Source organism: Sphingopyxis sp., assembly GCF_036261875.1.
Classification (GTDB): Bacteria; Pseudomonadota; Alphaproteobacteria; order Sphingomonadales; family Sphingomonadaceae; genus Sphingopyxis.
Genome location: NZ_DATAJZ010000022.1, coordinates 1 through 20,710 on the forward strand (window position 1 = coordinate 1; position 20,710 = coordinate 20,710).

Genomic DNA, 20,710 nt, shown 5'->3' on the forward strand with positions numbered 1-20,710 from the left:
CGAGGCTTTCTCGGTCGTCGCGGAAAAGTTCATCCGCGACCTCGATCTCGACCGCGAGAAGGTGAACATCAACGGCGGCGCGATGGCGCTCGGCCACCCGATCGGCGCCACCGGCTCGATCCTGATCGGCACCGCGCTCGACGAACTCGAACGTTCGGGCGGCCGCTACGGCCTCGTCACCATGTGTGCCGCGGGCGGCATGGCGCCCGCGATCATCATCGAACGCATCTGACCACGGCGCCCCTCTGGGCGAAGCAATATCCGGGGGCGGCGCAACGGCCGCCCCCGCATCTTTCGGGAGACACGACATGGCGGGACCGCTCAGCGGCATCAGGATCATCGAATTCGCGGGGATCGGACCCGGCCCCTATTGCGGCATGATGCTCGCGGACCATGGCGCCGAGGTGATCCGCATCGACCGCCCCGGCGGGTTCATGGATCCGCGCGACCCGCTGTCGCGAAACCGCACCTCGATCGCGCTCGACATGAAGAATCCCGAGGCTGTCCAGATCGCGCGCGATCTCTGCAAGAGCGCCGACGGGATCATCGAGGGTTATCGCCCCGGCGTGATGGAGCGGCTGGGGCTCGGCCCCGATGTGCTGCTCGCCGACAATCCGAAGCTCGTCTATGGGCGCATGACCGGCTGGGGCCAGTTCGGCCCCTATTCGCAAGCCGCCGGACACGACATCAATTACATCGCGTTGTCGGGCGTCCTCCACACCGTCGGCCGCGCGGGCGAGAAGCCGGTGCCGCCGGTCAATTATGTCGGCGATTTCGGCGGCGGCGGCATGATGCTGGCGTTCGGCATGGCGAGCGCGCTGCTCCACGCCGCGAAGACCGGCCAGGGCCAGGTGATCGATTGCGCGATGACCGACGGATCGGCGCTGCTCGCCGGGATGAGCTGGGGCTTCCTCGCCATGGGTCGGCTGAACGACGCGCCGGGCACCAACATGCTCGACACCGGCGCCCATTTCTATGACACCTATGCCTGTGCGGACGGTAAATTCATCTCGATCGGGTCGATCGAGCCGCAATTCTATGCCCTGCTGCGTGAGAAGACCGGGCTCGACGCCGATCCGGCCTTCGACGCGCAGATGGACCCCGCCAGTTGGGGACCGCTCAAGGACAAGCTGACCGCTTTGTTCGCGACCAAGACGCGCGACGAATGGTGCGCGATCATGGAGATGACCGACGTCTGTTTCGCCCCGGTGCTCTCGCTGAACGAAGCGCCGCAGCATCCGCATAACGTCGCGCGCGAAACCTTCCTGACCGTCGGCGGTGTTACCCAGCCCGCCCCCGCGCCGCGCTATTCGGCAAGCGTGACCGATGTTCCGCGCCCGGCCCCGGCGGTCGGTGCCGACGGTGATGCGGTGCTCGCCGCGCTCGGTTACGACGCGGCGCGGATCGCGGTGCTTCGGGACGGCGGCGCGGTCCGCTGATCATCGCGGCGACCGGGCGCGCCCGCGCGTCCGGCGCCATCGTCATTGGCTTGCAACCAGCGTGCGCGAGGCATAGCCTGTCCGCGCATCGGGAGAATATTCATGGGTGAATTTCTGAGTGTCGAGCGGCGGGGCAAGATCGCGATCCTGACGATGATCAAGCCCGAGAGCATGAACGCGATCGGCACCCATGCGGACTGCGACGATATCATCGACACGCTCCGCACGCTGGGCGAGGATCGCAGCGTCAGCGCGATCATCCTGACCGGCAGCGGCAAGGCGTTCAGCGCGGGCGGCAACCTCAAGTCGATGCAGGAGCGCCAGGGCATCGGCGTCCTCGACCAGCCCGATTCGACCCGCGCCAATTATCGCCGCGGGGTGCAGGCGGTGATCCGCGCGCTGATGGACTGCGAAATCCCGATGATCGCTGCGGTCAACGGCCATGCGATCGGGCTCGGCTGCGACCTCGCCTGCACCTGCGACATCCGCATCGCGGCGGAAAGCGCCAAATTCGCGTGCAGCTTCATCAAGGTCGGGATCGTCCCCGGCGACGGCGGCGCCTGGCTGCTCCAGCGCGTGCTCGGCTATCCGCGCGCCGCCGAACTGTTCCTGACCGGCGACCGCTTCGATGCGCAGGCGGCGAAGGACTATGGCCTCGTCACCGAGGTGGTGCCCGACGCCGAACTGCTGAACCGCGCCGTCGCGATTGCCGAGCGCATCGTCTGTAACCCGCCGCGCGCGCTGCGGCTGACCAAGCGGCTGCTCCGCGAGGCGCAGCACAGCCGGATGAGCGACATCCTCGAACTCAGCGCCGCCTATCAGGCGATCGTTCACGAAACCGCCGACAACCGCGAGGCGATCAACGCCTTCGTCGAGAAACGGCCGCCGGTGTTCACGGGAGAATGACGATGCAGGCCGAACGCGTCCTGCCCCTGTCGGGCGTCCACAATTTCCGCGACTATGGCGGCTATGCCGTCGAAGGCGGCGGGCGGCTGCGGGACGGAATGCTCTGGCGGTCGGCGCAGCACGAGGCGGCGACCGACGAGGATCTGACCGCGATCGACGGACTCGGCCTCGACACGATCATCGACCTGCGCGGCGACGACGAGCGCGAGGTGCACCCGTGCCGCCGATCAGGAAATTTCGCGGGCCGCGTGCTGTTCGCGGGCGGCGTCACCGCGGGCCTCGCCCCGCACCTGCAGGCCGCCGCCGCAGGCGGCGCGATCGATTTCGAGACCGCGCGGGCGCGGATGATCGACACCTATGCGGGAATGCCCTACCGTCCCGCGCTCGTCGCGACGCTGCGCCTCTATCTCGCCGCGCTCGCCGAATATGATACGCCGAGCCTCGTCCACTGTGTCGCGGGCAAGGACCGCACCGGCTTCGCGGTCGCGATCGTCCACCGGCTGCTCGGGGTGCACGAGGACGACCTGATCCAGGACTATCTGCTCACCAATACCGCCGGGCGGATCGAGGAGCGGATTGCGCAGGGCGCCCAGCATATTCGCGCGCGCCACGGCGCTGCGATCAGCGACGACGCGGTGCGCGCGCTGATGTCGGTGAACCCCGTCTATCTGGAGGCCGCGCTCGCCACGGTGCGGCGCGACCATGGCGACATCCCGACCTATGCCGAAGCGGTGCTCAACCTGACGCCCGCGATGCGCGAGGCGATGATCGACCGGTTGGTGGTCTGAATTCAAATCGTCATTGCGAGGAGCCGCAGGCGACGAAGCAATCTCCAGTTATCGTCGCCGATGGTCGTCGGCTGGAGATTGCTTCGCTCCGCTCGCAATGACGATCAGAGTTCCTTCACCAGCACCCCGCCCTTCACCACCGCGTCGACATGCTCGAGCTGCCGCACGTCCGCCAGCGGATCGCCGTCGATCGCGATGAGGTCGGCATAGCGGCCGACCGCAATCGTGCCGACGTCGCCGGTCATGCTCAGCGCCTCGGCGCCGTTCAGCGTCGCGGCGCGGATCGCCTGCAGCGGGGTCATGCCCCATTCGACCATCTTCGCGAACTGCCGGCCATTGTCGCCGTGCGGATAGACGCCCGCGTCGGTTCCGAAGATCATGTGCACGCCCGCCTTGACCGCGCGCTGAAAGGTCTGGCGCTGCGCGAGGCCAATCGCCTTTTCCTTGTCGAGGCTTTCCTGCTCGGTGCCGTTCGCAGTCCCGGTCGCGAGGATATAATCGTCGTTGTAGATATCCATGTCGAACCAGGTGTTGTGCGCGATCGCGAGCTTGATCGCCTCGTCGCTCGCAAGGCTGCAATGCTCGATCGTGTCGATCCCGGCGAGGATCGCGGTCTTGATCCCGTCGTCGCCGTGCGCGTGCGCCGCGACCTTGAGCCCCAGCATATGCGCCTCGTCGGCGATCGCCTTCATCTCGTCGAAGCTGAGCTGCTGCGCGCCGACGCTGTCGCCGAGCGAGAAGACGCCGCCGGTCGCGCAGATCTTGATGACGCGCGCGCCATATTTGTGCAGCCAGCGCACCTTGGCGCGCGCTTCCTGCGGGCTGTCGACCACCGACGGCCCCTTGTGATCCATCGACGGCGGCAAACCACCCTCGTCGCAATGCCCCCCGGTCGCGCCGATCGCATAGCCCGCGGGAATGATCCGCGGCCCTTGGACATAGCCACCCTCGATCGCCTGCTTCAGCCCAACGTCGCCGAAATCGGCCGACCCGACGTTGCGCACCGTGGTGAAGCCTGCGTCGAGCGTCTTTTTCGCGTTGACGACGCCCATCACGGTCCAGAAGCTGTCGGTATAGCGCAGCCCCTGATAGCCGCCGACCTCGGCCAGCGAGGTCAGATGGACGTGCATGTCGATCAGGCCGGGAAGCAGGGTGCGCTCGCCCAGGTCGATATGCTTGACCCCGGCGCCCCAGCGCACCGTGCGCGCGTCGGCGATGCTCGCGATGCGTCCGTCGGCGCCGACGAAGATCGCCGGATGCTCGACCATCTTGCCGCTCTGCACGTCGAGATAGCGCGCGGCGGTGATCACCGTCTGCCCAGACCCGTCCTGCGCCGCCCCGTCCTGCGCCGTCGCCGGCAGCGTGGCCGCCGCGAAAAGCGCGCTCGCGCCGAAAGCGATTCCCCGCAGAAAACCGCCGAACTTCACACTGGATTGCATATCCCGCCCCGTCTGTTGTTGTTGCCTGTCCGATAGATGGCAAAACGAGACTTTTTAGGACAGCGGAATTTTCGGCCCGGACGATCTTTCAGGCCGCGACACCCACCATGTCCCGAGCAGCGCGAAGGCGCCGCCGAGCAGCGTGCCGCCCGCGATGTCGCTCGCCCAATGAACGCCGAGCATGATGCGCGAGGCTGTGTTGAGCAGGATCATCGCGGTGGCTAGCGTCCAGGCGAACGGCCGCCAGCGCGGCGGCGCGAGCCAGGCGAGCAGCAGATAGACAACCGCAGCGCTCGTCGCATGGCCGCTCGGATAGGAGGCGCTGTTCACATGATCGAGATGCGCGATGATGTCGGGCCGCGCGCGGTCGAACGCGAATTTGAGCGCGTTCGAGGCGAGATTCGCCAGCAGCGACGCCCCTGCGAGCGCCACCGCGCAGCGCCGCCCGCACCAGCGCCAGACGAGCGCCGAGAGCAGGATGACGATGATCCAGCGCGGCGTGCCCCCGCCGATCCAGCTCGCCCCCTGCATGAAGGCGATGAGCCCCGGATCGCTCTGCCCGACGCGCAGCGACAGCGCGTTCGAAATGCGAAGGTCGGCGGCGACGGTCCAGCCCGCGCTGACGATCAAGCCGAGCAGGATCACCGAGACGATGAGCATGATCGCCGCAAGAATAGCTTTTGGCTTGCCGATCATCGCTCTGCCTTTGCCGCCGCCGACCGGCGCCAGGCGTCGACCTGTGCCGCGAAGCGGCGCAATTGCTCGATGCCGCCATCGACGTCATTGTCGATCAGACGCAGTTCGCGGCTCGATCCGTCGGCGCGGTAGCGTAGATAGAGGCCGTGCCGTGCGCGCGCGCCGAACCTGACCGATTCCGACATCTCGCCCGGCAGCCGGTCGGCGCGATCGCAGATGGCCTCCATGATATCCGCCGCGGGCAAGGGGTTCGGGTCGGCGCCATAGCTCGAATGGAAATGGAGCCGCCCCCCTTCGATCCGGACCGCCGTCTGCCGCGTCAGTGCGCGCAGACCGTGCCGCCCGGCGTAGAAAAGGCAGGTGACCCCCGCGATGACGAGAAGCGGTATCTTGAACGGTGCCAGCGGGTCGCGATGCGGCGCCGGTGCGGGCAGCGTCAGGTCCGGCACGCCAGCGGCGACCGGCGGCGGCGCCACGCGGTCGGCGTGCATCAGCCCCGCCACGGCGAACGCAATCGCCGCGACGCCCAGAAAGAACAGCGCCTTGACGACGCTGCCCGTCCGGGAAAAATGAAGGATCGCAGGGTTCAAGCGCGCCTAGATATGCAGCGGCCGCCCGAACGCGGCGAGCACGCCTTCGTGCATCGTCTCGCTGAGCGTCGGGTGCGGGAAGACGGTGCCGATGAAATCATCCTCGACCAGCTCGGCGGTCTTGCCGATCGTATAGCCCTGGATCAGCTCGGTGACTTCAGCGCCGATCATGTGCGCGCCAAGAAGTTCGCCGGTTTTCGCATCGAACACTGTCTTGGTGAAGCCTTCGGATTCGCCGAGCGCAATCGCCTTGCCGTTGCCGATGAAGGGAAAGGTGCCGGCCTTGACCTCGTAACCGAGCTCCTTCGCCTTCGCTTCGGTCAGACCGACGCTGGCGATCTGCGGGCGGCAGTAGGTGCAGCCGGGGATATTGCGCGGGTCCATCGCGTGTGGATGATTGCCCGCGATCGCTTCGACCGCGATGATCGATTCGTGCATCGCCTTGTGCGCGAGCCACGGCGGCGCGGTGACGTCGCCGATCGCCCACAGGCCGGGAACATTGGTGCGGCACATCGCGTCGGTGTCGATATGACCCTTCGTCGTCTTCACGCCGAGCACTTCGAGCCCGATATTCTCGGTATTCGGAACGATGCCGATCGCGACGATCGCGTGGGTGAACTCGCCCTGCTCGACCTTGCCGTCCTTCGTCTTGATCTTCGCGGTGACGCCGGTCGCGGTCGCCTTGAGTTCCTCGACCCCGGCGCCGGTGAGGATCGTCATTCCCTGTTTCTTGAGTGCCTTTTCGAGGAAGGCCGATACGTCGGCATCCTCAACGGGAACGAGGCGGTCGAGCATTTCGACGACGGTCACTTCGGCGCCCATGTCCTTGTAGAAGCTCGCGAATTCGATCCCGATCGCGCCCGATCCGATGACGAGCAATTTTTTCGGCATTTCAGGCGGAACGAGCGCGTGGCGATAGGTCCAGATGCGCTTGCCGTCGGCCGGCGCGAAGAGCAGGTCGCGGGCGCGGGCGCCGGTCGCGACGATGATGTTCTTCGCGGAAAGGGTCTCGGTGCCCTTTTCGCCCGCGACCTCGAGCTTGCCCGGCGCGGTGAGCTTGCCGGTGCCCATATGGACGGTGATCTTGTGCTTCTTCATCAGGTGCGCAACGCCCTGATTGAGCTGCTTCGCGACCCCGCGCGACCGCTTCACGACCGCATCGATGTCGGCGCTGATCTGCGCGGCCTTCAACCCATAGTCGCCCGCGTGCTGCATATAATGATAGATTTCGGCCGAGCGCAGTAGCGCCTTGGTCGGAATGCAGCCCCAGTTGAGGCAGATGCCGCCGAGCAGCTCGCGCTCGACGATCGCGGTCTTAAGCCCAAGCTGCGCCGCGCGGATCGCCGCGACATAGCCGCCGGGGCCCGAGCCGAGGACGATGAGGTCGTAATTGGTGTCAGCCATTATGGGCTCCTTCAAAAGCCCCTCTCCCCTTGCGGGAGAGGGGTTGGGGAGAGGGGGTGGACGTCTCGTCCTGAAGCGCCGTCCAGACGGCTGCGCTCACACCCTCGATGTTGGTCAGAATGTCATTGTTCCAAAAGCGGATGACGCGAAAGCCCTGCCCGGCAAGATAGGCATCGCGTTCTGCATCGTAGTCACTTTCCGCATGCTGGGAACCGTCCGCCTCGATGATCAGACGATGCGCAAAACAGACGAAATCGGCGATGTAGCGATCGATCGGAACCTGGCGTTTGAACTTGTAGCCCGAGAATCGTTTGGCACGCAGAAGGTGCCATAAAGCCCGTTCGGCGTCAGTAGGTTCAGATCGCATGCGCTTCGCTCTGGCGAGTGCGACAGGCCGCCCCCCTCTCCCCAACCCCTCTCCCGCAAGGGGAGAGGGGCTTTGCGGCCCCTCGGGCATTTTACGCCACCAGCCCCAGCGGGTTCTCCACCAGTTCCTTGAAGGTCTTCATCAGCAGCGCGCCGTCCGCCCCGTCGATCGCGCGGTGGTCGAAGCTGCCGGTCGCCGACATCACCGTCGCGATCGCGAGCGCATCGTCGACCACATAGGGCCGCTTCTCGCCCGCGCCGATCGCCATGATCATCGCCTGCGGCGGGTTGATCACCGCGGTGAACTGCTTGATCCCCATCATGCCCATGTTCGAGATCGAGGCGGTGCCGCCCTGATACTCGTTGGGCTGGAGCTTGCCTTCCTTGGCCTTCGCCGCGAGCTCGGACATTTCGGTCGAGATTTTCGACATCGACTTGCCGCCCGCGTCGGTGATGATCGGGGTGATCAGGCCGCCCGGAATGCTGACCGCGACCGAGATGTCGGCGCGGCTGTATTTGCGCATGACATCGCCGCCGAAACTGACGTTGCACGCCGGCACGCGTTCGAGCGCGACCGCGAGCGCCTTGATCAGCATGTCGTTGACGCTGAGCTTGACGCCGCGGCTTTCGAGGCTGGCGTTAAGTTCGCCGCGCAGCTTGAGCAGCGCGTCGAGACGGATGTCGACGGTCAGATAGATATGCGGCGCTTCCTGCATCGACTGCGTCAGGCGGCGCGCGATCGTCTTGCGCATCCCCGACAATTTCTCGTCCTCGTGCGGAATGCCGAAATCGGGGATCGGGCCGGCGGTGGCGGGGGCCGGTGCCGCAGCGGGAGCGGGAGCGGCCGTCGCGGCGGGAGCCGGCGCGGCTGCCGCCGGGGCGCTGGCCGAAACGCCTTCGAGGTCGTCCTTGACGATGCGGCCGCCGGGGCCGGTGCCGGTGATCGTCGACAGGTCGATGCCCTTCTCCGCCGCGATGCGCTTGGCGAGCGGGCTGGCCTTGATGCGGTCGCCCGACACGGCGGGAGCAGCTTTGTCCGTCGCCTCCGCGGAGGCGGGGGCCGCTGGGGTCGGCGCACTACCGCTAGCGGCCCCCGCCTTCGCGGGGGCGACGTCATTCTTTTCGGGAGCCGCAGCAGGCGCCGGCGCGGCCTTGGCGGCGCTGGCATCCTCGCCCTCGCCCGCGATCACTGCGATCACGGTGCCGACCTTCACATTCTCGCTGCCCTCGGGGACCAGAATCTGGCTGATCACGCCATCGTCGATCGCCTCATATTCCATCGTCGCCTTGTCGGTTTCGATTTCGGCGAGCAGGTCGCCCGACTGGACCGTATCGCCTTCCTTCACCAGCCACTTCGCAAGCGTCCCTTCCTCCATCGTCGGCGAAAGGGCGGGCATTTTGAGTTCGATCGGCATCGTCGGTTTCGTCCCTCGAAGAGTCTCGCAGGCGGGGCCTGCCGCTACGGATTGTTCCTCGCCATAAGCGCTGGGCCGGTCAAGGTCCAGCGCGGCAACCTTGCCTTTCATACGAATGTGACGCACTCTCGCCTCGCAAAATGCATAGCGGGGGTCGGGGCGATGCGGACATATCTGGTGGTGATCGATGACAGCCCGGAGGCGAGCCTCGCGTTGCGCTTCGCGGCGCGGCGCGCGGCGCGGACCGGGGGCGGCATCGTCGTGCTCGCAATCCTTCCAAAGCAGGATTTCGTCGCCTTCGGCGGCGTCCAGGCGACGATCGAGGCCGAAGCGCGCGAACATGCCGAGCGGTTGATCGGGGCGGCCGCCGACGCGGTGATGCAGGAAGCCAACATCGTCGCGCAGACGCTGGTCAAATCGGGCAAGCCGACCGAAGCCGTGTGCGACGTGATCCGCGAGAATGAGGAGATATCGGCGCTGGTGCTGGCGACGGCGGCCAGCGGCGCCCCCGGGCCGCTGGTGAGCTATTTCACCGGACAGGATGCGGGAACCCTCCCCTGCCCGGTGATGCTCGTGCCCGGCGGCATCGACATCGCCCGGCTCGATGCGTTGAGTTGATCCTATCTCGCAATGACGACGGTCAGCGCCGCCGCCCCTGGTGGCGAATATTCGCAGGCCGCCCGCGCTTGCCGACGACGTGCTTGCCTTTCCCGTCCCGGCGCGGCGGGCGTTTGGCGGGTGGACCGCCCTCGGCGTCGGGAAGCTCGAAGCGAAGCGCGCCACTGATCGGATTCGCCTCCATCAATCGAAGATCGAGCCGCTGCCCAACCGAATAGCTGACGCGGCCATGCTCGCTGTCGAGCGTCCGCGCCGCCTCGTCATAGAAGAAGCGCTCGCTCCCCAGCGTCGATACCGGCACCAGCCCGTCGCCGCCGAGTCCGTCGACGGTCGCGAAGAAGCCGAACGGCTGCACCCCGGTGATCCGCGCCGCGACGATCTCGCCCGTCTTCGTCGCCAGATACGCCGCGACATAGCGGTCAATCGTCTCGCGCTCGGCCTCCATCGCGCGGCGCTCGAGCGCGCTGATCGCTTCGCCGATGCGCGACAGCCCCTTGCGGTCGGCTTCGCCCAGCCCGGTGCGCTCGGGAAGCCCCTTGGGCTTGCCGGGCACTTCGAGGCGATAGCTGTCGACGAGCGCGCGGTGGACGATCAGGTCGGCATAGCGCCGGATCGGCGAAGTAAAATGCGCGTAGGAGCCGAGCGCGAGCCCGAAATGCCCCGCATTGGCCGGGCCATAATAGGCCTGCGTCTGGCTGCGCAGGATCGCCTGCATGATCTCGGGCAGGCGGTCGTCTTCCGAAAAGCCGTCGATCAGCCGGTTGAACACCGCGGGGGTGATGACCTGCCCCAGCGCGAAGCTCTGGTCGAAGGTTTCGAGATAGTCCTTCAGGCTGACGAGTTTCTCGCGGCTCGGCGGCTCGTGGATGCGGTACATGACGGGCGACTTCTTCGCCTCGAGCGCCTTCGCCGCGGCGACGTTCGCCGCGATCATATAATCCTCGATCAGCCGGTGCGCGTCGAGCCGCTCGCGCACCCGAATCTCGGTGATGCCGCCCTGCTCGTCGAGGATCACCTGCCGTTCGGGCAAATCGAGGTCGAGCGGCGCGCGGGCATCGCGCGCCTTGGCGAGCAATTTCCAGCAGGCCCACAAATAACTGAGCGCGGGCAGGACATCCTCGTCCCACCCCTCCTTGGGCCTATCGGCGTCATAGGCCGCCTGCGCATCTTCATAGGCGATGTTCGCGCGCAGCCGCACCAGCGCGCGCGTGAAACGCCATGACGTCACCTTGCCGTGCTTGTCGACGGTGAGGTGGCACGCCATCGCGGCGCGATCCTGCCCCGCCTTCAGCGAGCAGACGCCCGCCGACAGCGTTTCGGGCAGCATCGGCACGACCTGATCGGGGAAATAGACGCTGTTGCCGCGCCGCCGCGCCTCGCGGTCGAGCGCGCCATCGGCGCGGACATAAAAGCTGACATCGGCGATCGCGACGATCGCGCGATATCCGCCCTTGTTCTTTTCATCCGTGTCGGGGGTCGCCCAGACGGCATCGTCATGATCGCGCGCGTCCACGGGGTCGATCGCGACGATCGGCAGGTCGCGCAAATCCTCGCGCCCATCCGGAGTCAGCGGCAGCTTCGCGGCGCGTTCGGCCTCCGCCAGCACCTCCTCGCCGAAGACATGCGGAATCTCGTGCCGCGCGATCGCGATCATGCTGAGCGAACGTGGCGCGAAGGGATCGCCGATGCGATCGACCACGCGCGCCTTGGTCGCCGGGCCACGCCCCGAGAGTTCGGCGCGGACGAGATCGCCGATACTCGCATCGCCCATGTCGGCGACCGCGAAATCGAAGCGCGCGCGCTTGTCGGCAGGGCGCAGCCACGTCATCGGCTTGCCGCCGGGGCCGGTATCGGCGACGAGCACGCCGATGACCGTCTCGCCGCCCGCCTGCAACTTTTTCATCGGGTGGGCGACATGGCCGCTGCCGCGCTCCTCGGTGCGCGCGAGGATGCGGTCGCCGATGCCGAGCGCGCTCTTGCGCCCCTTTTCCATCACGCGGAGGCGCGGCGCGGGACCGCTACCTTCCCAGCGATCGGGAACCGCCCACACCGCATCGCCCTCGACCGCCGCAACGCGCAGCACGGTGACGCGCGGCAATCCGCCATGTTTGTGAAACGCCCGCCCGGGCGCCATGTCGACAAGCCCCTCGTCGGTCATATCCTTGAGCAGCGCCTTCAGCGCGATCTTGTCGGCGCCGTGGAGCCCGAAATGTTTGGCGATCTCCCGCTTCCCGATCGCGCCGGGGCTGTCCTGAATGAGGCGGAGAATCTGTTCGCGTGAGGGGAGTCCGGGTTGCGGCTTGGGCTTTTTCATCGCGGATCGTCCAATTGATTCACGCGAAGACGCGAAGACGCGAAGAGGTCGCGCCTGCCGCGAAGCGGCTTTCCCTCCCCGGCGCCGCGCCATGCCGCATCATCGGAAGGAGGACGGGGCCTGTCGGCCCGAGCCTTCTTCTTCGCGTCTTCGCGTCTTCGCGTGAAATAAATCAATAGGTTCGTCCTATCAACACGCGCTCGACCGCGGGCTCGCCGGTGAAGAAGCAGGCGCCATCGGCCGGTGCTGCGTCGAGCGGCGTGTTGCGCATCGTCAGCTTGAGCGCCTTGAGCGTCTCGACGATCCCTTCGAGCACGGTGCCGGTCGGGCGCGACCATTGCACCTCGACCCAGCCGACGAACTTGTCGTCGCCGCCGAAATGCGCCGCGAGGTCGGTCACGTCGCGGCGGATGTTCGAATGCAGCCGCTCCTTCGCCTCGGCGTGGAGATTCGTCTGAATCTCCTCCAGCATCGCCACCGCTCCTGCGGCGAAATCAGCCTTCGCGACGAAGGCCGTGTTCAGCTTGCCGCTCTCCTGATAGAGCCGGTCGCGTCGGATCACCGCGACATTGCCGCCGGCGACGTCGCGCGGGCCGATCTCGAGGATGATCGGTGCGCCCTTCTTGACCCAGCCCCAGCGCTTGGTCTGCGCCTTGTTGGCGGTCGCATCGAGCAGCACGCGCACCGGCTCGCGAAAGGCATCGAGCGCCTTCAGCTCGCTTTCGAGAGCGCGGCAATAGTCGAGGATCGCGGCATCCTCCTCATTGTCGCGCAGCATCGGCACGATGACGATCTGGTGCGGTGCGATGCGCGGCGGGCAGCGCAGGCCATCGTCGTCGCCGTGCGTCATGATCACGCCGCCGATCATCCGCGTCGACGTGCCCCAGCTCGTCGTGTGGCAGAGGCTGTGGCCGCCTTCCTTGTCTTGATAGCGGATGTTCGCGGCCTCGGCGAAGCCGGTGCCGAGATAGTGCGAAGTGCCGGCCTGCAGCGCCTTGCCGTCCTGCATCATCGCCTCAATCGAATAGGTCGCGACGGCACCGGGGAAGCGCTCATTCTCGGGCTTCTCGCCCGCGATCACCGGCATCGCGAGGACATCCTCGGCAAAGGCGCGATACATTTCGAGCGCACGCAGCGTTTCCGCCATCGCATCGTCCTTGTCGGCGTGCGCGGTATGGCCTTCCTGCCACAGGAATTCGCTGGTGCGCAGGAACATGCGCGTGCGCATTTCCCAGCGCACGACATTCGCCCACTGGTTGACCTTCAGCGGCAGGTCGCGCCAGCTCTGCACCCAGCGGCTCATCGCCGATCCGATCACCGTTTCGGACGTCGGGCGGACGATCAGCGGCTCCTCCAGCTTCGCCTCGGGATCGGGCACCAGCTTGCCCTTTCCGTCGGCGATCAGCCGGTGATGCGTAACGACCGCCATTTCCTTTGCAAAACCATCGACATGGTCGGCTTCCTTCTCAAAGAAGCTCAAGGGGATGAAGAGCGGGAAATAGGCGTTCTGGACACCGGCATCCTTGATCGCGGCATCCATCACCGTCTGGATGCGCTCCCAGATGCCATAGCCCCACGGCTTGATCACCATGCAGCCGCGCACGCCCGACTCCTCGGCGAGGTCGGCTTCGGCAATGACGTCCTGATACCAGGCCGCGAAGTCGGCCTGACGCGTTACGCTGAGCGCATGTTTGATCATCTGTCCTGTTTTCTGTGCTGGGGGAGCGAAACACGCCCCACATTATTTCTGTTTGGCGAGTTCGGCCTTGAGTTCGGCGATTTCCGCCTTGAGCGCGGCGATCTCGGCATCCTTGCCCTTGCCGGCGGCCGCACCTGGCATGAACGCGCCCGCGGCCTGCTGGAACATCTCCAAATTGCGGCGCGTCAGTTCGGCGAGCGGGTTTGACCCGAGCGCGCCCTCGAAGGCGGCACGGACGTCCTGCTGGTTCTTGCGGAACGCGGTCATCGACGCTTCGAGATATTGCGGCACCATCGACTGCATCTTGTCGCCGTAAAGCCCGATCAGGTGACGCAGGAAATTGACCGGCAGCAGCGTCTCGCCGCGCGTTTCGGTATCCATGATGATCTGGGTGAGCACATTGTGCGTGATGTCCTCGCCGCTCTTTGCATCGACGACGCGAAAATCGCGTCCGTCACGGACCATCGCGCCCAGATCGTCGAGCGTAATATAGCAACTGCGTTCGGTGTCATAGAGGCGCCGGTTGGCATATTTCTTGATGGTGACGACATCGCCGTCTGCGGCCGTCTTCGACTTTGCCATGCTGCCCTCTGCTCCTGTCGATCGCATCCGATCGCCGCCGGATGGTTCCCGGCCAGCGGACCTTAACACCAAAGATTGATGCGCCGCAACATGCGCGCTGCAAGGAAGCCCGCGGGCGATTCGGAATCGCTTGCCGCCCCACATGCTCCGCCGACCTGACCGATCGCCTTTGGAGGCATGGTGAGCCCGGCACCCGTCATGTCAACCAGTCTCTCCAACGCCATTCTCGTAATTTAGTTTCACTGGTAACCGGAAAGATGAAAATTTAAGGCGTCAAAAAACCTTTTTCATCAGGATCATGTCGCTGGAGAACAAGCATATTGTCCGCGACAGAGTCCGTCGCAATGCCCGCCCCTGTTGCAAAAATGACACAATGAGGCCCGCATAATCGGAAACGCGACATAAATAGCCATCTGAGGCTTGTGCAGGGATTTTTTTAGGTCTTTTCTGAATAGAGCCGTTCGTCACCAATTTTTGAACGGGCAACCGGGGAGTTCCATATGAATAAGTCGCACCTGCTTAAGGGTGCCGCTGCCTTTGCAGTGGCGATATCCGTCAGCCAGCCAGTTTTCGCCCAGGACACCGCCGACAGCATCAGCTGCACCGATGCCAATGGGGACGGCGTCTGCGACGGCAGCGAAAGCTCGGGCGACGGGATCGTCGTCACCGGCTCGCGTATCCGCAAGAGCGAGTTTAACAGCCCCGATCCGATCCAGGTCATCAGCCCCGACATCGGCCAGAAGCAGGGGCAGAACCAGCTCGCCGACCTGCTGCAATCTTCGCCGATCGCGCAGGGGTCGATCCAGATCACCTCGTCGATCTCGAACGGCTTCGTCACCAACGGCGGTGCCGATGCCCAGACCATCTCGCTGCGTGGTCTCGGCGCCGAACGCACGCTGGTGCTGCTCAACGGCCGTCGCGCCGGCCCCGCGGGCGTTCGCGGCGCGGTCGCTTCATTTGACCTCAACGTCCTGCCGCTGTCGATCGTCCGCCAGGTCGAAGTGCTGAAGACCGGCGCATCGTCGATCTATGGCTCCGACGCGGTCGCGGGCGTCGTCAACATCCTGACCAAAGAGGATGCGGATGGCTTTCAGGTCGGCGGCTTCACCTCGATACCGCAGCATGGCGGCGGCGAGACCTATGATCTCAACCTGACCTATGGAAAGCGGTTCGAACGCGGCCACATTCTTGCGACCGTCGATTATTTCCAGCAGCAGAACCTGCGTCGCCGCGACCGCAAGTTCCTTTTCTGCCAAGAGGAATATCTGACGCGCGAGGACGGCACTCGAGCCGACATCGTCGACTTCCGCACTGGCAAGCCCGCCTGTAACGGCACGATCGGCAACCTGATCCTCACTAACAACGACTTCACAGGTCCGGGCTTCTCGCAGGGCCTCATCGCACCGAACGGCCAGCAGTTGTTCATCGGTCAATATGGTTCGAATCTGGGGCAGGTCGGCATTTCTTTCAACGACTATGCCGATCGGGGCGTCTATGCACCGGCGGATTTCTTTGGCCTGAACTTCGACGGCCCCTCGACGGGCGCGCTCAACCAGTTCGAACCGCTCGAACAGGCGTCGGATGTCTTTTCGAAGGTATCGCGCATCACGGCCTATCTCGACGGCTCCTACGAAATTACCAATAATGTCGAGGTATACACCGAGCTGCTGTTCAACAATCGCAAGTCATACAACAATGGCTTCCAGCAGTTGAACGTATTTCAGTTCACGGGCAATTCGGATTTGCCCGCATTCTTCTGTTCACCTTCGGAAACATCCAATCCGCTTGACGGCGACAATTGTAGCCCGGGAGATGCCGGCGATCCGCTCAACACCGAATTTGGCGGCAACTTCCTGCTCCGTCCTCTGATCCTCGCCAAGTCCGACTTCAGCACGGATGTCGATTATTATCGCGGCGTTCTGGGCTTCCGCGGCGATTTCGGCGGCGGCTGGAACTGGGACATCTATGGCCAGTACAGCAAGTCGGATGCCGACTATACGCAGGACGTGATCTTCCAGGACTCGCTGGACTCGCAGAGCTTCCGCACGCGTTCGTGCGTCGGCCTGACCACGCGGATCAATGGCCTGCCCTGCATGGACATCGATTTCACCGATCCGCGCGTCCTGCGCGGCGACTTCACGCCGCAGGAACGCGCCTTCCTGTTCGGCAAGGAGACGGGTAACACTGTCTTCAAGCAGGCATCGGCCGAAGCGACGGTGTCGGGCAATCTGTTCGACCTGCCCGCGGGCTCGGTCGGCGTGGCATTGGGTGCCCAGATTCGCCGCGACGAAATCCGCGACACGCCAGGCGAATACACGCTGGCCGGCAACGCCGCGCTGCGCACCTCGTCCGGGATCACCGCGGGCCGGACGATCAGCAAGGAAATCTTCGGCGAAATCCAGGTTCCGCTGATTCACGACACACCGCTGATCCAGCGTCTGACGCTGTCGGGTGCCGCGCGCTACACCGACGTCAAGGCAACCCGCCGCGACGGCGTCCAGGACAGCTTCAGCGACACGACCTGGAAGGCCGGCCTCGATTGGGAAGTCAACGACTGGCTGCGTTTCCGTGGCACGTGGGGCACGTCGTTCCGTGCGCCGGCGTTGTTCGAACTGTTCCTGGAAAACCAGACCGGCTTCCAGGCACAGCAGGACATCGACATCTGCATCAACACGACGCGGAACCTGGAACAGGGCAATATCAACCAGCGCATCTTCGACAACTGCACCGCGGCTGGCATTCCGGGCAACTTCCAGGGTGCCACGGGGTCGGCAACGGTTGTTTCCGGCGGCGGCATCGGCCAGTTGAAGCCTGAAACGTCGACTGCGAAAACCGCAAGTGTCATCCTGACGCCCAATCTGAGCGGCCTGCTGTGGGGCGGCCTGCGGACGAGCCTTGCGGTCGATTATTTCGACATCAAGATTCGCGACGAGATTACTACGCTCGGCGCATCGAACATCGTGACGGGTTGCTATAATTCGCAATTCTATCCCGATGAACCGCTCTGCGACCTGATTACGCGCGCTCCGGCGGGGGATCCCGCCGCGATGAACATCACGCAGGTTCTCGACACCTATGTGAACATCAACCGCCAGCGCAATCGGGGCATCGACGTTACGCTGCGGATCGATCAGGATCTCGGCAATCTCGGCAGCCTGACCTTCGGCGCCCAGATGACCTGGCAGATCGAGGACAAGGTCGGCCTGTTCGAGGGCACTGTGGTCAACGACAATGGCGAAGCCGGCGATCCCAAGTGGGTCGGCGATTTCAACCTGTCGTGGAACAAGGGACCGTGGACGCTTTTCTATGGTCTCGACGTCACCGGCGGCACCTCGAACCTCCAGGACCTGCTCGACACCCAGGGCGGCCAGCCGTGCCGCACGTCGATCTTCCGTCCCGGCGGCGCTTTCTGCCAGGATGTCCGCCTGTCGCCGACCTTCTATCACTCGATGTCGGTCACGCGCGAAGTCGCAGACAAGTTCGCGATCACGCTGGGTGTCGCAAACCTCTTCGACACGGCACCGCCGCGCGCCTCGACCGTCCTGTCGGGTATCACCGCGATCGGTCAGGCTCCGGCCTTCGGCACTCAATATGATTATATGGGTCGCCGCATCTTCGTGAATATCCGCGGCAACTTCTAACCTCCGCGACAAGCGAAAGCAGGGACGGCAAAGCAATTTGCCGTCCCTTTTTCGTGGGCTACGGTTCCTTGCTAATCCAGCATCGATCGAACCGCGTCCCCAGCCCCGTCAGCAGTTCATATTGCGACAGTCCGCTGCGCACCGCGGTCGACGGCAGGTCGTAATCGAGCGCCAGCCAGTCGCCTTCGGCCAGGCCGTCGGCCGCGCTCGCGTCGAAGGCGATCAGGTCCATCGACACGCGGCCGACGAGCGGCAGATCGCGCGCGCGCCACGCCGCACCGCCCTGTCCGGCATGGCAGCGCAGATAGCCGTCGGCATAGCCCATATTGGCGATCGCAACGCGGCCTTCCGCCGGCGCGACCCAGGTGGCGCCATAGCCGACGGGCTCTCCCTTGCGGACCTCGCGCACCTGCAGCACCCGGGCTTCGGGGAAAGCGACCTGGCGGATATGCCCCGCGGCCTCGCGGCGCGGCACGCCGCCGTAGAGCGCCAGCCCGGGGCGCGTCAGGTCGAAGCCATAATCGGGGCCCAGGCAGATGCCCGCGCTGTTCGCCAGGCTGTAGCGCCGTGCGGGAACGGCCTGACGCACGGTGCGGAAGGCCGCGAGCTGCCGGGCATTCTGCTCGCTGTCCTCGTCGGCCGAGGCGAGGTGGCTGAGCAAAGTGTCGATCGCCAGCCCGCCCAGCGCGCCGCCGATCGCTTCCTCGACGCGCAGGCCGAGGCGGTTCATGCCAGTATCGACCATGATGTCGCACGGGCGCCCCTCGCCCGCCGCGCGCCAGCGCCGGACCTGTTCGACGCTGTTCAGGACCGGACGCGCGGGCAGCGTCCGGGCGGCGACCATGTCGGCGTCGCCCACGCCATGAAAGACCGACAGCGACACATCGCCGGCGAGCGGCATCAGCGCGGCGGCTTCGGCCCAGGTGGCGACGAAAAAATCGCGGCATCCGGCGGCAGCGAGGTGACGCATGACCTTCGCGGCACCCAGTCCATAGCCATCGGCCTTGATCGCCGCTCCGCACGCGCCGGGGCTTCGCGCCGCCAGCCATTGCCAGTTCCGAACGAGCGCGGTGGAATCGAGGCGAAGGCGGAGCGGAGAGGCGATGTCGATCATGCGCCCGACCTATACGCCTTTGCCAGTGCCGCCAATGGTCAGCCGGGGTTCGGCTTGTCCCACTGGCCCTCGACCGGCTCCTCCAGCATGAAGGCGGTGAGCAGGAAGGCGACGAGTACGACGCCCCAGGTATACCAGAGGCCGGCATAGGCATTGCCCGTCTTGGCGACGATAAAGCTCGCAATCAGCGGCAGGAAGCCGCCGAAATAGCCGCAGCCGAGATGATAGGGGATCGACAGCGACGAATAACGGACGTGCGGCGGAAACATTTCGGAGAGGAGCGCGGCGACGGGGCCGTAGGTGAAGCCCGACAAGGCGCTCAGCCCGAGCAGCGCGATGAGGATGACGGCGATGCCGAGCGCGCCGGGAACCTGCGGCTCGAAGCTGTAGCCCATCGCCTCGAGCGCGGGCTTCAGCAGCGCCGGGTCGTCGCTCGCGACCTGTTTGCCGCCGATATGGATCGCGACGCTGTCGAAGCCGCTGCCGCTCGCTGCGACCTTGTAGGGCACCCCCAGCTTCGTCAGCTCGCCGAGTGTCCTGCCGCACGCGGTCGCCTGTTCCTTGGCGAAGGGGTCGAAGCTGCACTGCGATCCGGTGACGACGACCGGCGCGCGCGCTGCCGCCGCTTCGAGCGCGGGATTGGCGACGCTGCCCATCCACCAGAACAGCGGGAAGAGCAGCACCAGCGTGACGCCATAGCCCCAGACGATCGGCTTCTTGCGCCCGATCCGATCCGACAAGCGCCCCGCCAGCAGGAAAAAGCCCATGCCGAGCGCCGCCGCCACGCCGACGATGATCTCTGCGGCGGTCTCCTCGACCTTCATCGGCCCCTTGAGGAAGGACAGGCCGGAAAACATCGCGGTGTACCAGATCACCGTCAGCCCCGCGGCGATGCCGATCATCGCGACGAGGATGCGCTTCGGATTGCCGGGATAGGTGAAGCTCTCCTTGAGCGGATTCCTCGCGAGTTCGCCCTCGGCCTTCATCGCGCGGAACACCGGACTTTCCGACAGCTTGAGCCGCATCCACAGCGAAACCGCGAGCAGCACCAGCGACAGGAGGAAGGGCACGCGCCAGCCCCAGCTTTCCCAGAGCGCGTCGGACATCGCGGCCTTACAGCCGAGCACGATGATCAGGCTGAGCACGAAACCGCCGACGACGCTCGCCTGGATGAAGCTGGTATAGAAACCGCGCTTTTCGGGCGGCGAATGTTCGGCGACGTAGATCGCGGCGCCGCCATATTCGCCGCCGAGCGCGAGCCCCTGCAGGATGCGCAGGGCGATGACGATGATCGGCGCCGCGATGCCGATCGTCGCCGCCGACGGGATCATGCCGACGCCCGCGGTCGCGATCCCCATCAGGGTGACGGTGATCAGGAAGGTATATTTGCGCCCCAGCCGATCGCCCAGAAAGCCGAACAGCACCGCGCCCAGCGGCCGGAAACCGAACCCGACCGCGAACCCCGCCCAGACGAGCAGCACCTCGAGCGTCGCATTGTCGCTGGGGAAAAACGCCTTGCCGATGATCGCCGCCAGCGTGCCGTAGATGAAGAAATCATACCATTCGAAGATCGTCCCCGCCGAGGAAGCGGCGATGACCAGGCGAATATCCTGCGCGGTCGGCTGATAGCCCGCGCCGTGATCGGCGACGGCGGCTGCGTCGGTCATACACTCTCCCCTGCCCCGGTTCGGGCTTTGCG

16 protein-coding genes and 1 pseudogene are annotated in these 20,710 nt (G+C 65.4%); 6 read left to right on the plus strand and 11 right to left on the minus strand.

Annotated features, from left to right (window positions below; translation table 11 throughout):
• From VHO04_RS09330 to VHO04_RS09345, 4 genes and pseudogenes are all read left to right on the plus strand, one after another.
• A pseudogene (locus tag VHO04_RS09330) lies at positions 1 to 232 on the plus strand (acetyl-CoA C-acyltransferase); the annotation flags it as partial.
• Positions 233 to 308: 76 nt separating this feature from the next.
• Positions 309 to 1,439 (plus strand): CaiB/BaiF CoA-transferase family protein, encoded by a 1,131-nt coding sequence (locus tag VHO04_RS09335; RefSeq protein WP_329628061.1) that lies wholly within the window; start codon positions 309 to 311, stop codon positions 1,437 to 1,439.
• 102 nt (positions 1,440 to 1,541) lie between these two features.
• Positions 1,542 to 2,345 (plus strand): crotonase/enoyl-CoA hydratase family protein, encoded by an 804-nt coding sequence (locus VHO04_RS09340; protein WP_329628062.1) that lies wholly within the window; start codon positions 1,542 to 1,544, stop codon positions 2,343 to 2,345.
• A gap of 2 nt (positions 2,346 to 2,347) precedes the next feature.
• Positions 2,348 to 3,133: a tyrosine-protein phosphatase gene (locus VHO04_RS09345; protein ID WP_329628063.1), complete on the plus strand. Its 786-nt coding sequence runs from the start codon at positions 2,348 to 2,350 to the stop codon at positions 3,131 to 3,133.
• Positions 3,134 to 3,237: 104 nt separating this feature from the next.
• On the opposite strand, the gene VHO04_RS09350 is transcribed toward VHO04_RS09345, so the two are convergent.
• The 6 genes from VHO04_RS09350 to VHO04_RS09375 form a co-directional block, all read right to left on the minus strand.
• Positions 3,238 to 4,572, minus strand: coding sequence for a metal-dependent hydrolase family protein (locus VHO04_RS09350; protein WP_329628064.1), 1,335 nt, complete (start codon positions 4,570 to 4,572; stop codon positions 3,238 to 3,240).
• A gap of 54 nt (positions 4,573 to 4,626) precedes the next feature.
• A complete protein-coding gene (locus VHO04_RS09355) occupies positions 4,627 to 5,268 on the minus strand; it encodes a phosphatase PAP2 family protein (RefSeq protein ID WP_329628065.1) in 642 nt (213 codons plus the stop codon).
• Complete coding sequence (locus VHO04_RS09360; protein ID WP_329628066.1) at positions 5,265 to 5,858, minus strand: hypothetical protein; 594 nt, start codon at positions 5,856 to 5,858, stop codon at positions 5,265 to 5,267. The genes VHO04_RS09355 and VHO04_RS09360 overlap by 4 nt, the downstream gene beginning before the upstream one ends.
• Positions 5,859 to 5,864: 6 nt before the next feature.
• Positions 5,865 to 7,262, minus strand: a complete 1,398-nt coding sequence (gene lpdA / locus VHO04_RS09365; RefSeq protein ID WP_329628067.1) for a dihydrolipoyl dehydrogenase — start codon at positions 7,260 to 7,262, stop codon at positions 5,865 to 5,867.
• Positions 7,255 to 7,629: an endonuclease domain-containing protein gene (locus VHO04_RS09370; RefSeq protein ID WP_329628068.1), complete on the minus strand. Its 375-nt coding sequence runs from the start codon at positions 7,627 to 7,629 to the stop codon at positions 7,255 to 7,257. Before VHO04_RS09370 ends, lpdA begins: the two co-directional genes overlap by 8 nt.
• Before the next feature lie 91 nt (positions 7,630 to 7,720).
• Positions 7,721 to 9,043 carry a pyruvate dehydrogenase complex dihydrolipoamide acetyltransferase gene (locus VHO04_RS09375; RefSeq protein WP_329628069.1) on the minus strand — a complete coding sequence of 441 codons (1,323 nt, stop codon included), beginning with the start codon at positions 9,041 to 9,043 and terminating at the stop codon, positions 7,721 to 7,723.
• A gap of 162 nt (positions 9,044 to 9,205) precedes the next feature.
• On the opposite strand from VHO04_RS09375, the gene VHO04_RS09380 reads away from it, so the two are divergent.
• On the plus strand, positions 9,206 to 9,661 hold the full coding sequence (locus VHO04_RS09380) for a universal stress protein (RefSeq protein WP_329628070.1): 456 nt from the start codon (positions 9,206 to 9,208) through the stop codon (positions 9,659 to 9,661).
• A gap of 22 nt (positions 9,662 to 9,683) precedes the next feature.
• On the opposite strand, the gene VHO04_RS09385 is transcribed toward VHO04_RS09380, so the two are convergent.
• The 3 genes from VHO04_RS09385 to phaR all read right to left on the minus strand — a co-directional run bounded on the left by VHO04_RS09385 (position 9,684) and on the right by phaR (position 14,256).
• The gene (locus tag VHO04_RS09385; RefSeq protein ID WP_329628071.1) at positions 9,684 to 11,975 is read right to left on the minus strand and encodes a VacB/RNase II family 3'-5' exoribonuclease; all 2,292 of its coding nucleotides are present in this window, start codon (positions 11,973 to 11,975) and stop codon (positions 9,684 to 9,686) included.
• Between the two features lie 172 nt (positions 11,976 to 12,147).
• Entirely contained in the window at positions 12,148 to 13,674 is a 1,527-nt protein-coding gene (gene proS / locus VHO04_RS09390) for a proline--tRNA ligase (protein WP_329628072.1), read from the minus strand.
• Positions 13,675 to 13,716: 42 nt separating this feature from the next.
• Positions 13,717 to 14,256: a polyhydroxyalkanoate synthesis repressor PhaR gene (gene phaR, locus VHO04_RS09395; RefSeq protein ID WP_329628073.1), complete on the minus strand. Its 540-nt coding sequence runs from the start codon at positions 14,254 to 14,256 to the stop codon at positions 13,717 to 13,719.
• Positions 14,257 to 14,756: 500 nt separating this feature from the next.
• Between phaR and VHO04_RS09400 the strand changes: the two genes are divergently transcribed.
• On the plus strand, positions 14,757 to 17,897 hold the full coding sequence (locus VHO04_RS09400; RefSeq protein ID WP_329628074.1) for a TonB-dependent receptor plug domain-containing protein: 3,141 nt from the start codon (positions 14,757 to 14,759) through the stop codon (positions 17,895 to 17,897).
• Between the two features lie 58 nt (positions 17,898 to 17,955).
• Here VHO04_RS09400 and alr read toward each other — a convergent pair whose 3' ends face one another.
• Together alr and VHO04_RS09410 are read right to left on the minus strand one after the other, a co-directional pair.
• Complete coding sequence (alr, locus tag VHO04_RS09405) at positions 17,956 to 19,011, minus strand: alanine racemase (protein WP_329628075.1); 1,056 nt, start codon at positions 19,009 to 19,011, stop codon at positions 17,956 to 17,958.
• Positions 19,012 to 19,049: 38 nt separating this feature from the next.
• A complete protein-coding gene (locus VHO04_RS09410) occupies positions 19,050 to 20,678 on the minus strand; it encodes an MFS transporter (protein ID WP_329628076.1) in 1,629 nt (542 codons plus the stop codon).
• Positions 20,679 to 20,710 lie beyond the last annotated feature (32 nt).

Excerpts from the sequence above, each read along its gene's own strand:
- VHO04_RS09335 (WP_329628061.1), top strand. The coding sequence starts at position 309 with ATGGCGGGACCGCTCAGCGGCATCAGGATCATCGAATTCGCGGGGATC.
- VHO04_RS09340 (WP_329628062.1), top strand. The coding sequence starts at position 1,542 with ATGGGTGAATTTCTGAGTGTCGAGCGGCGGGGCAAGATCGCGATCCTG.
- VHO04_RS09345 (WP_329628063.1), top strand. The coding sequence starts at position 2,348 with ATGCAGGCCGAACGCGTCCTGCCCCTGTCGGGCGTCCACAATTTCCGC.
- VHO04_RS09350 (WP_329628064.1), bottom strand. The coding sequence starts at position 4,572 with ATGCAATCCAGTGTGAAGTTCGGCGGTTTTCTGCGGGGAATCGCTTTC.
- VHO04_RS09355 (WP_329628065.1), bottom strand. The coding sequence starts at position 5,268 with ATGATCGGCAAGCCAAAAGCTATTCTTGCGGCGATCATGCTCATCGTC.
- lpdA (WP_329628067.1), bottom strand. The coding sequence starts at position 7,262 with ATGGCTGACACCAATTACGACCTCATCGTCCTCGGCTCGGGCCCCGGC.
- VHO04_RS09370 (WP_329628068.1), bottom strand. The coding sequence starts at position 7,629 with ATGCGATCTGAACCTACTGACGCCGAACGGGCTTTATGGCACCTTCTG.
- VHO04_RS09375 (WP_329628069.1), bottom strand. The coding sequence starts at position 9,043 with ATGCCGATCGAACTCAAAATGCCCGCCCTTTCGCCGACGATGGAGGAA.
- VHO04_RS09380 (WP_329628070.1), top strand. The coding sequence starts at position 9,206 with ATGCGGACATATCTGGTGGTGATCGATGACAGCCCGGAGGCGAGCCTC.
- VHO04_RS09385 (WP_329628071.1), bottom strand. The coding sequence starts at position 11,975 with ATGAAAAAGCCCAAGCCGCAACCCGGACTCCCCTCACGCGAACAGATT.
- proS (WP_329628072.1), bottom strand. The coding sequence starts at position 13,674 with ATGATCAAACATGCGCTCAGCGTAACGCGTCAGGCCGACTTCGCGGCC.
- phaR (WP_329628073.1), bottom strand. The coding sequence starts at position 14,256 with ATGGCAAAGTCGAAGACGGCCGCAGACGGCGATGTCGTCACCATCAAG.
- VHO04_RS09400 (WP_329628074.1), top strand. The coding sequence starts at position 14,757 with ATGAATAAGTCGCACCTGCTTAAGGGTGCCGCTGCCTTTGCAGTGGCG.
- alr (WP_329628075.1), bottom strand. The coding sequence starts at position 19,011 with ATGATCGACATCGCCTCTCCGCTCCGCCTTCGCCTCGATTCCACCGCG.
- VHO04_RS09410 (WP_329628076.1), bottom strand. The coding sequence starts at position 20,678 with ATGACCGACGCAGCCGCCGTCGCCGATCACGGCGCGGGCTATCAGCCG.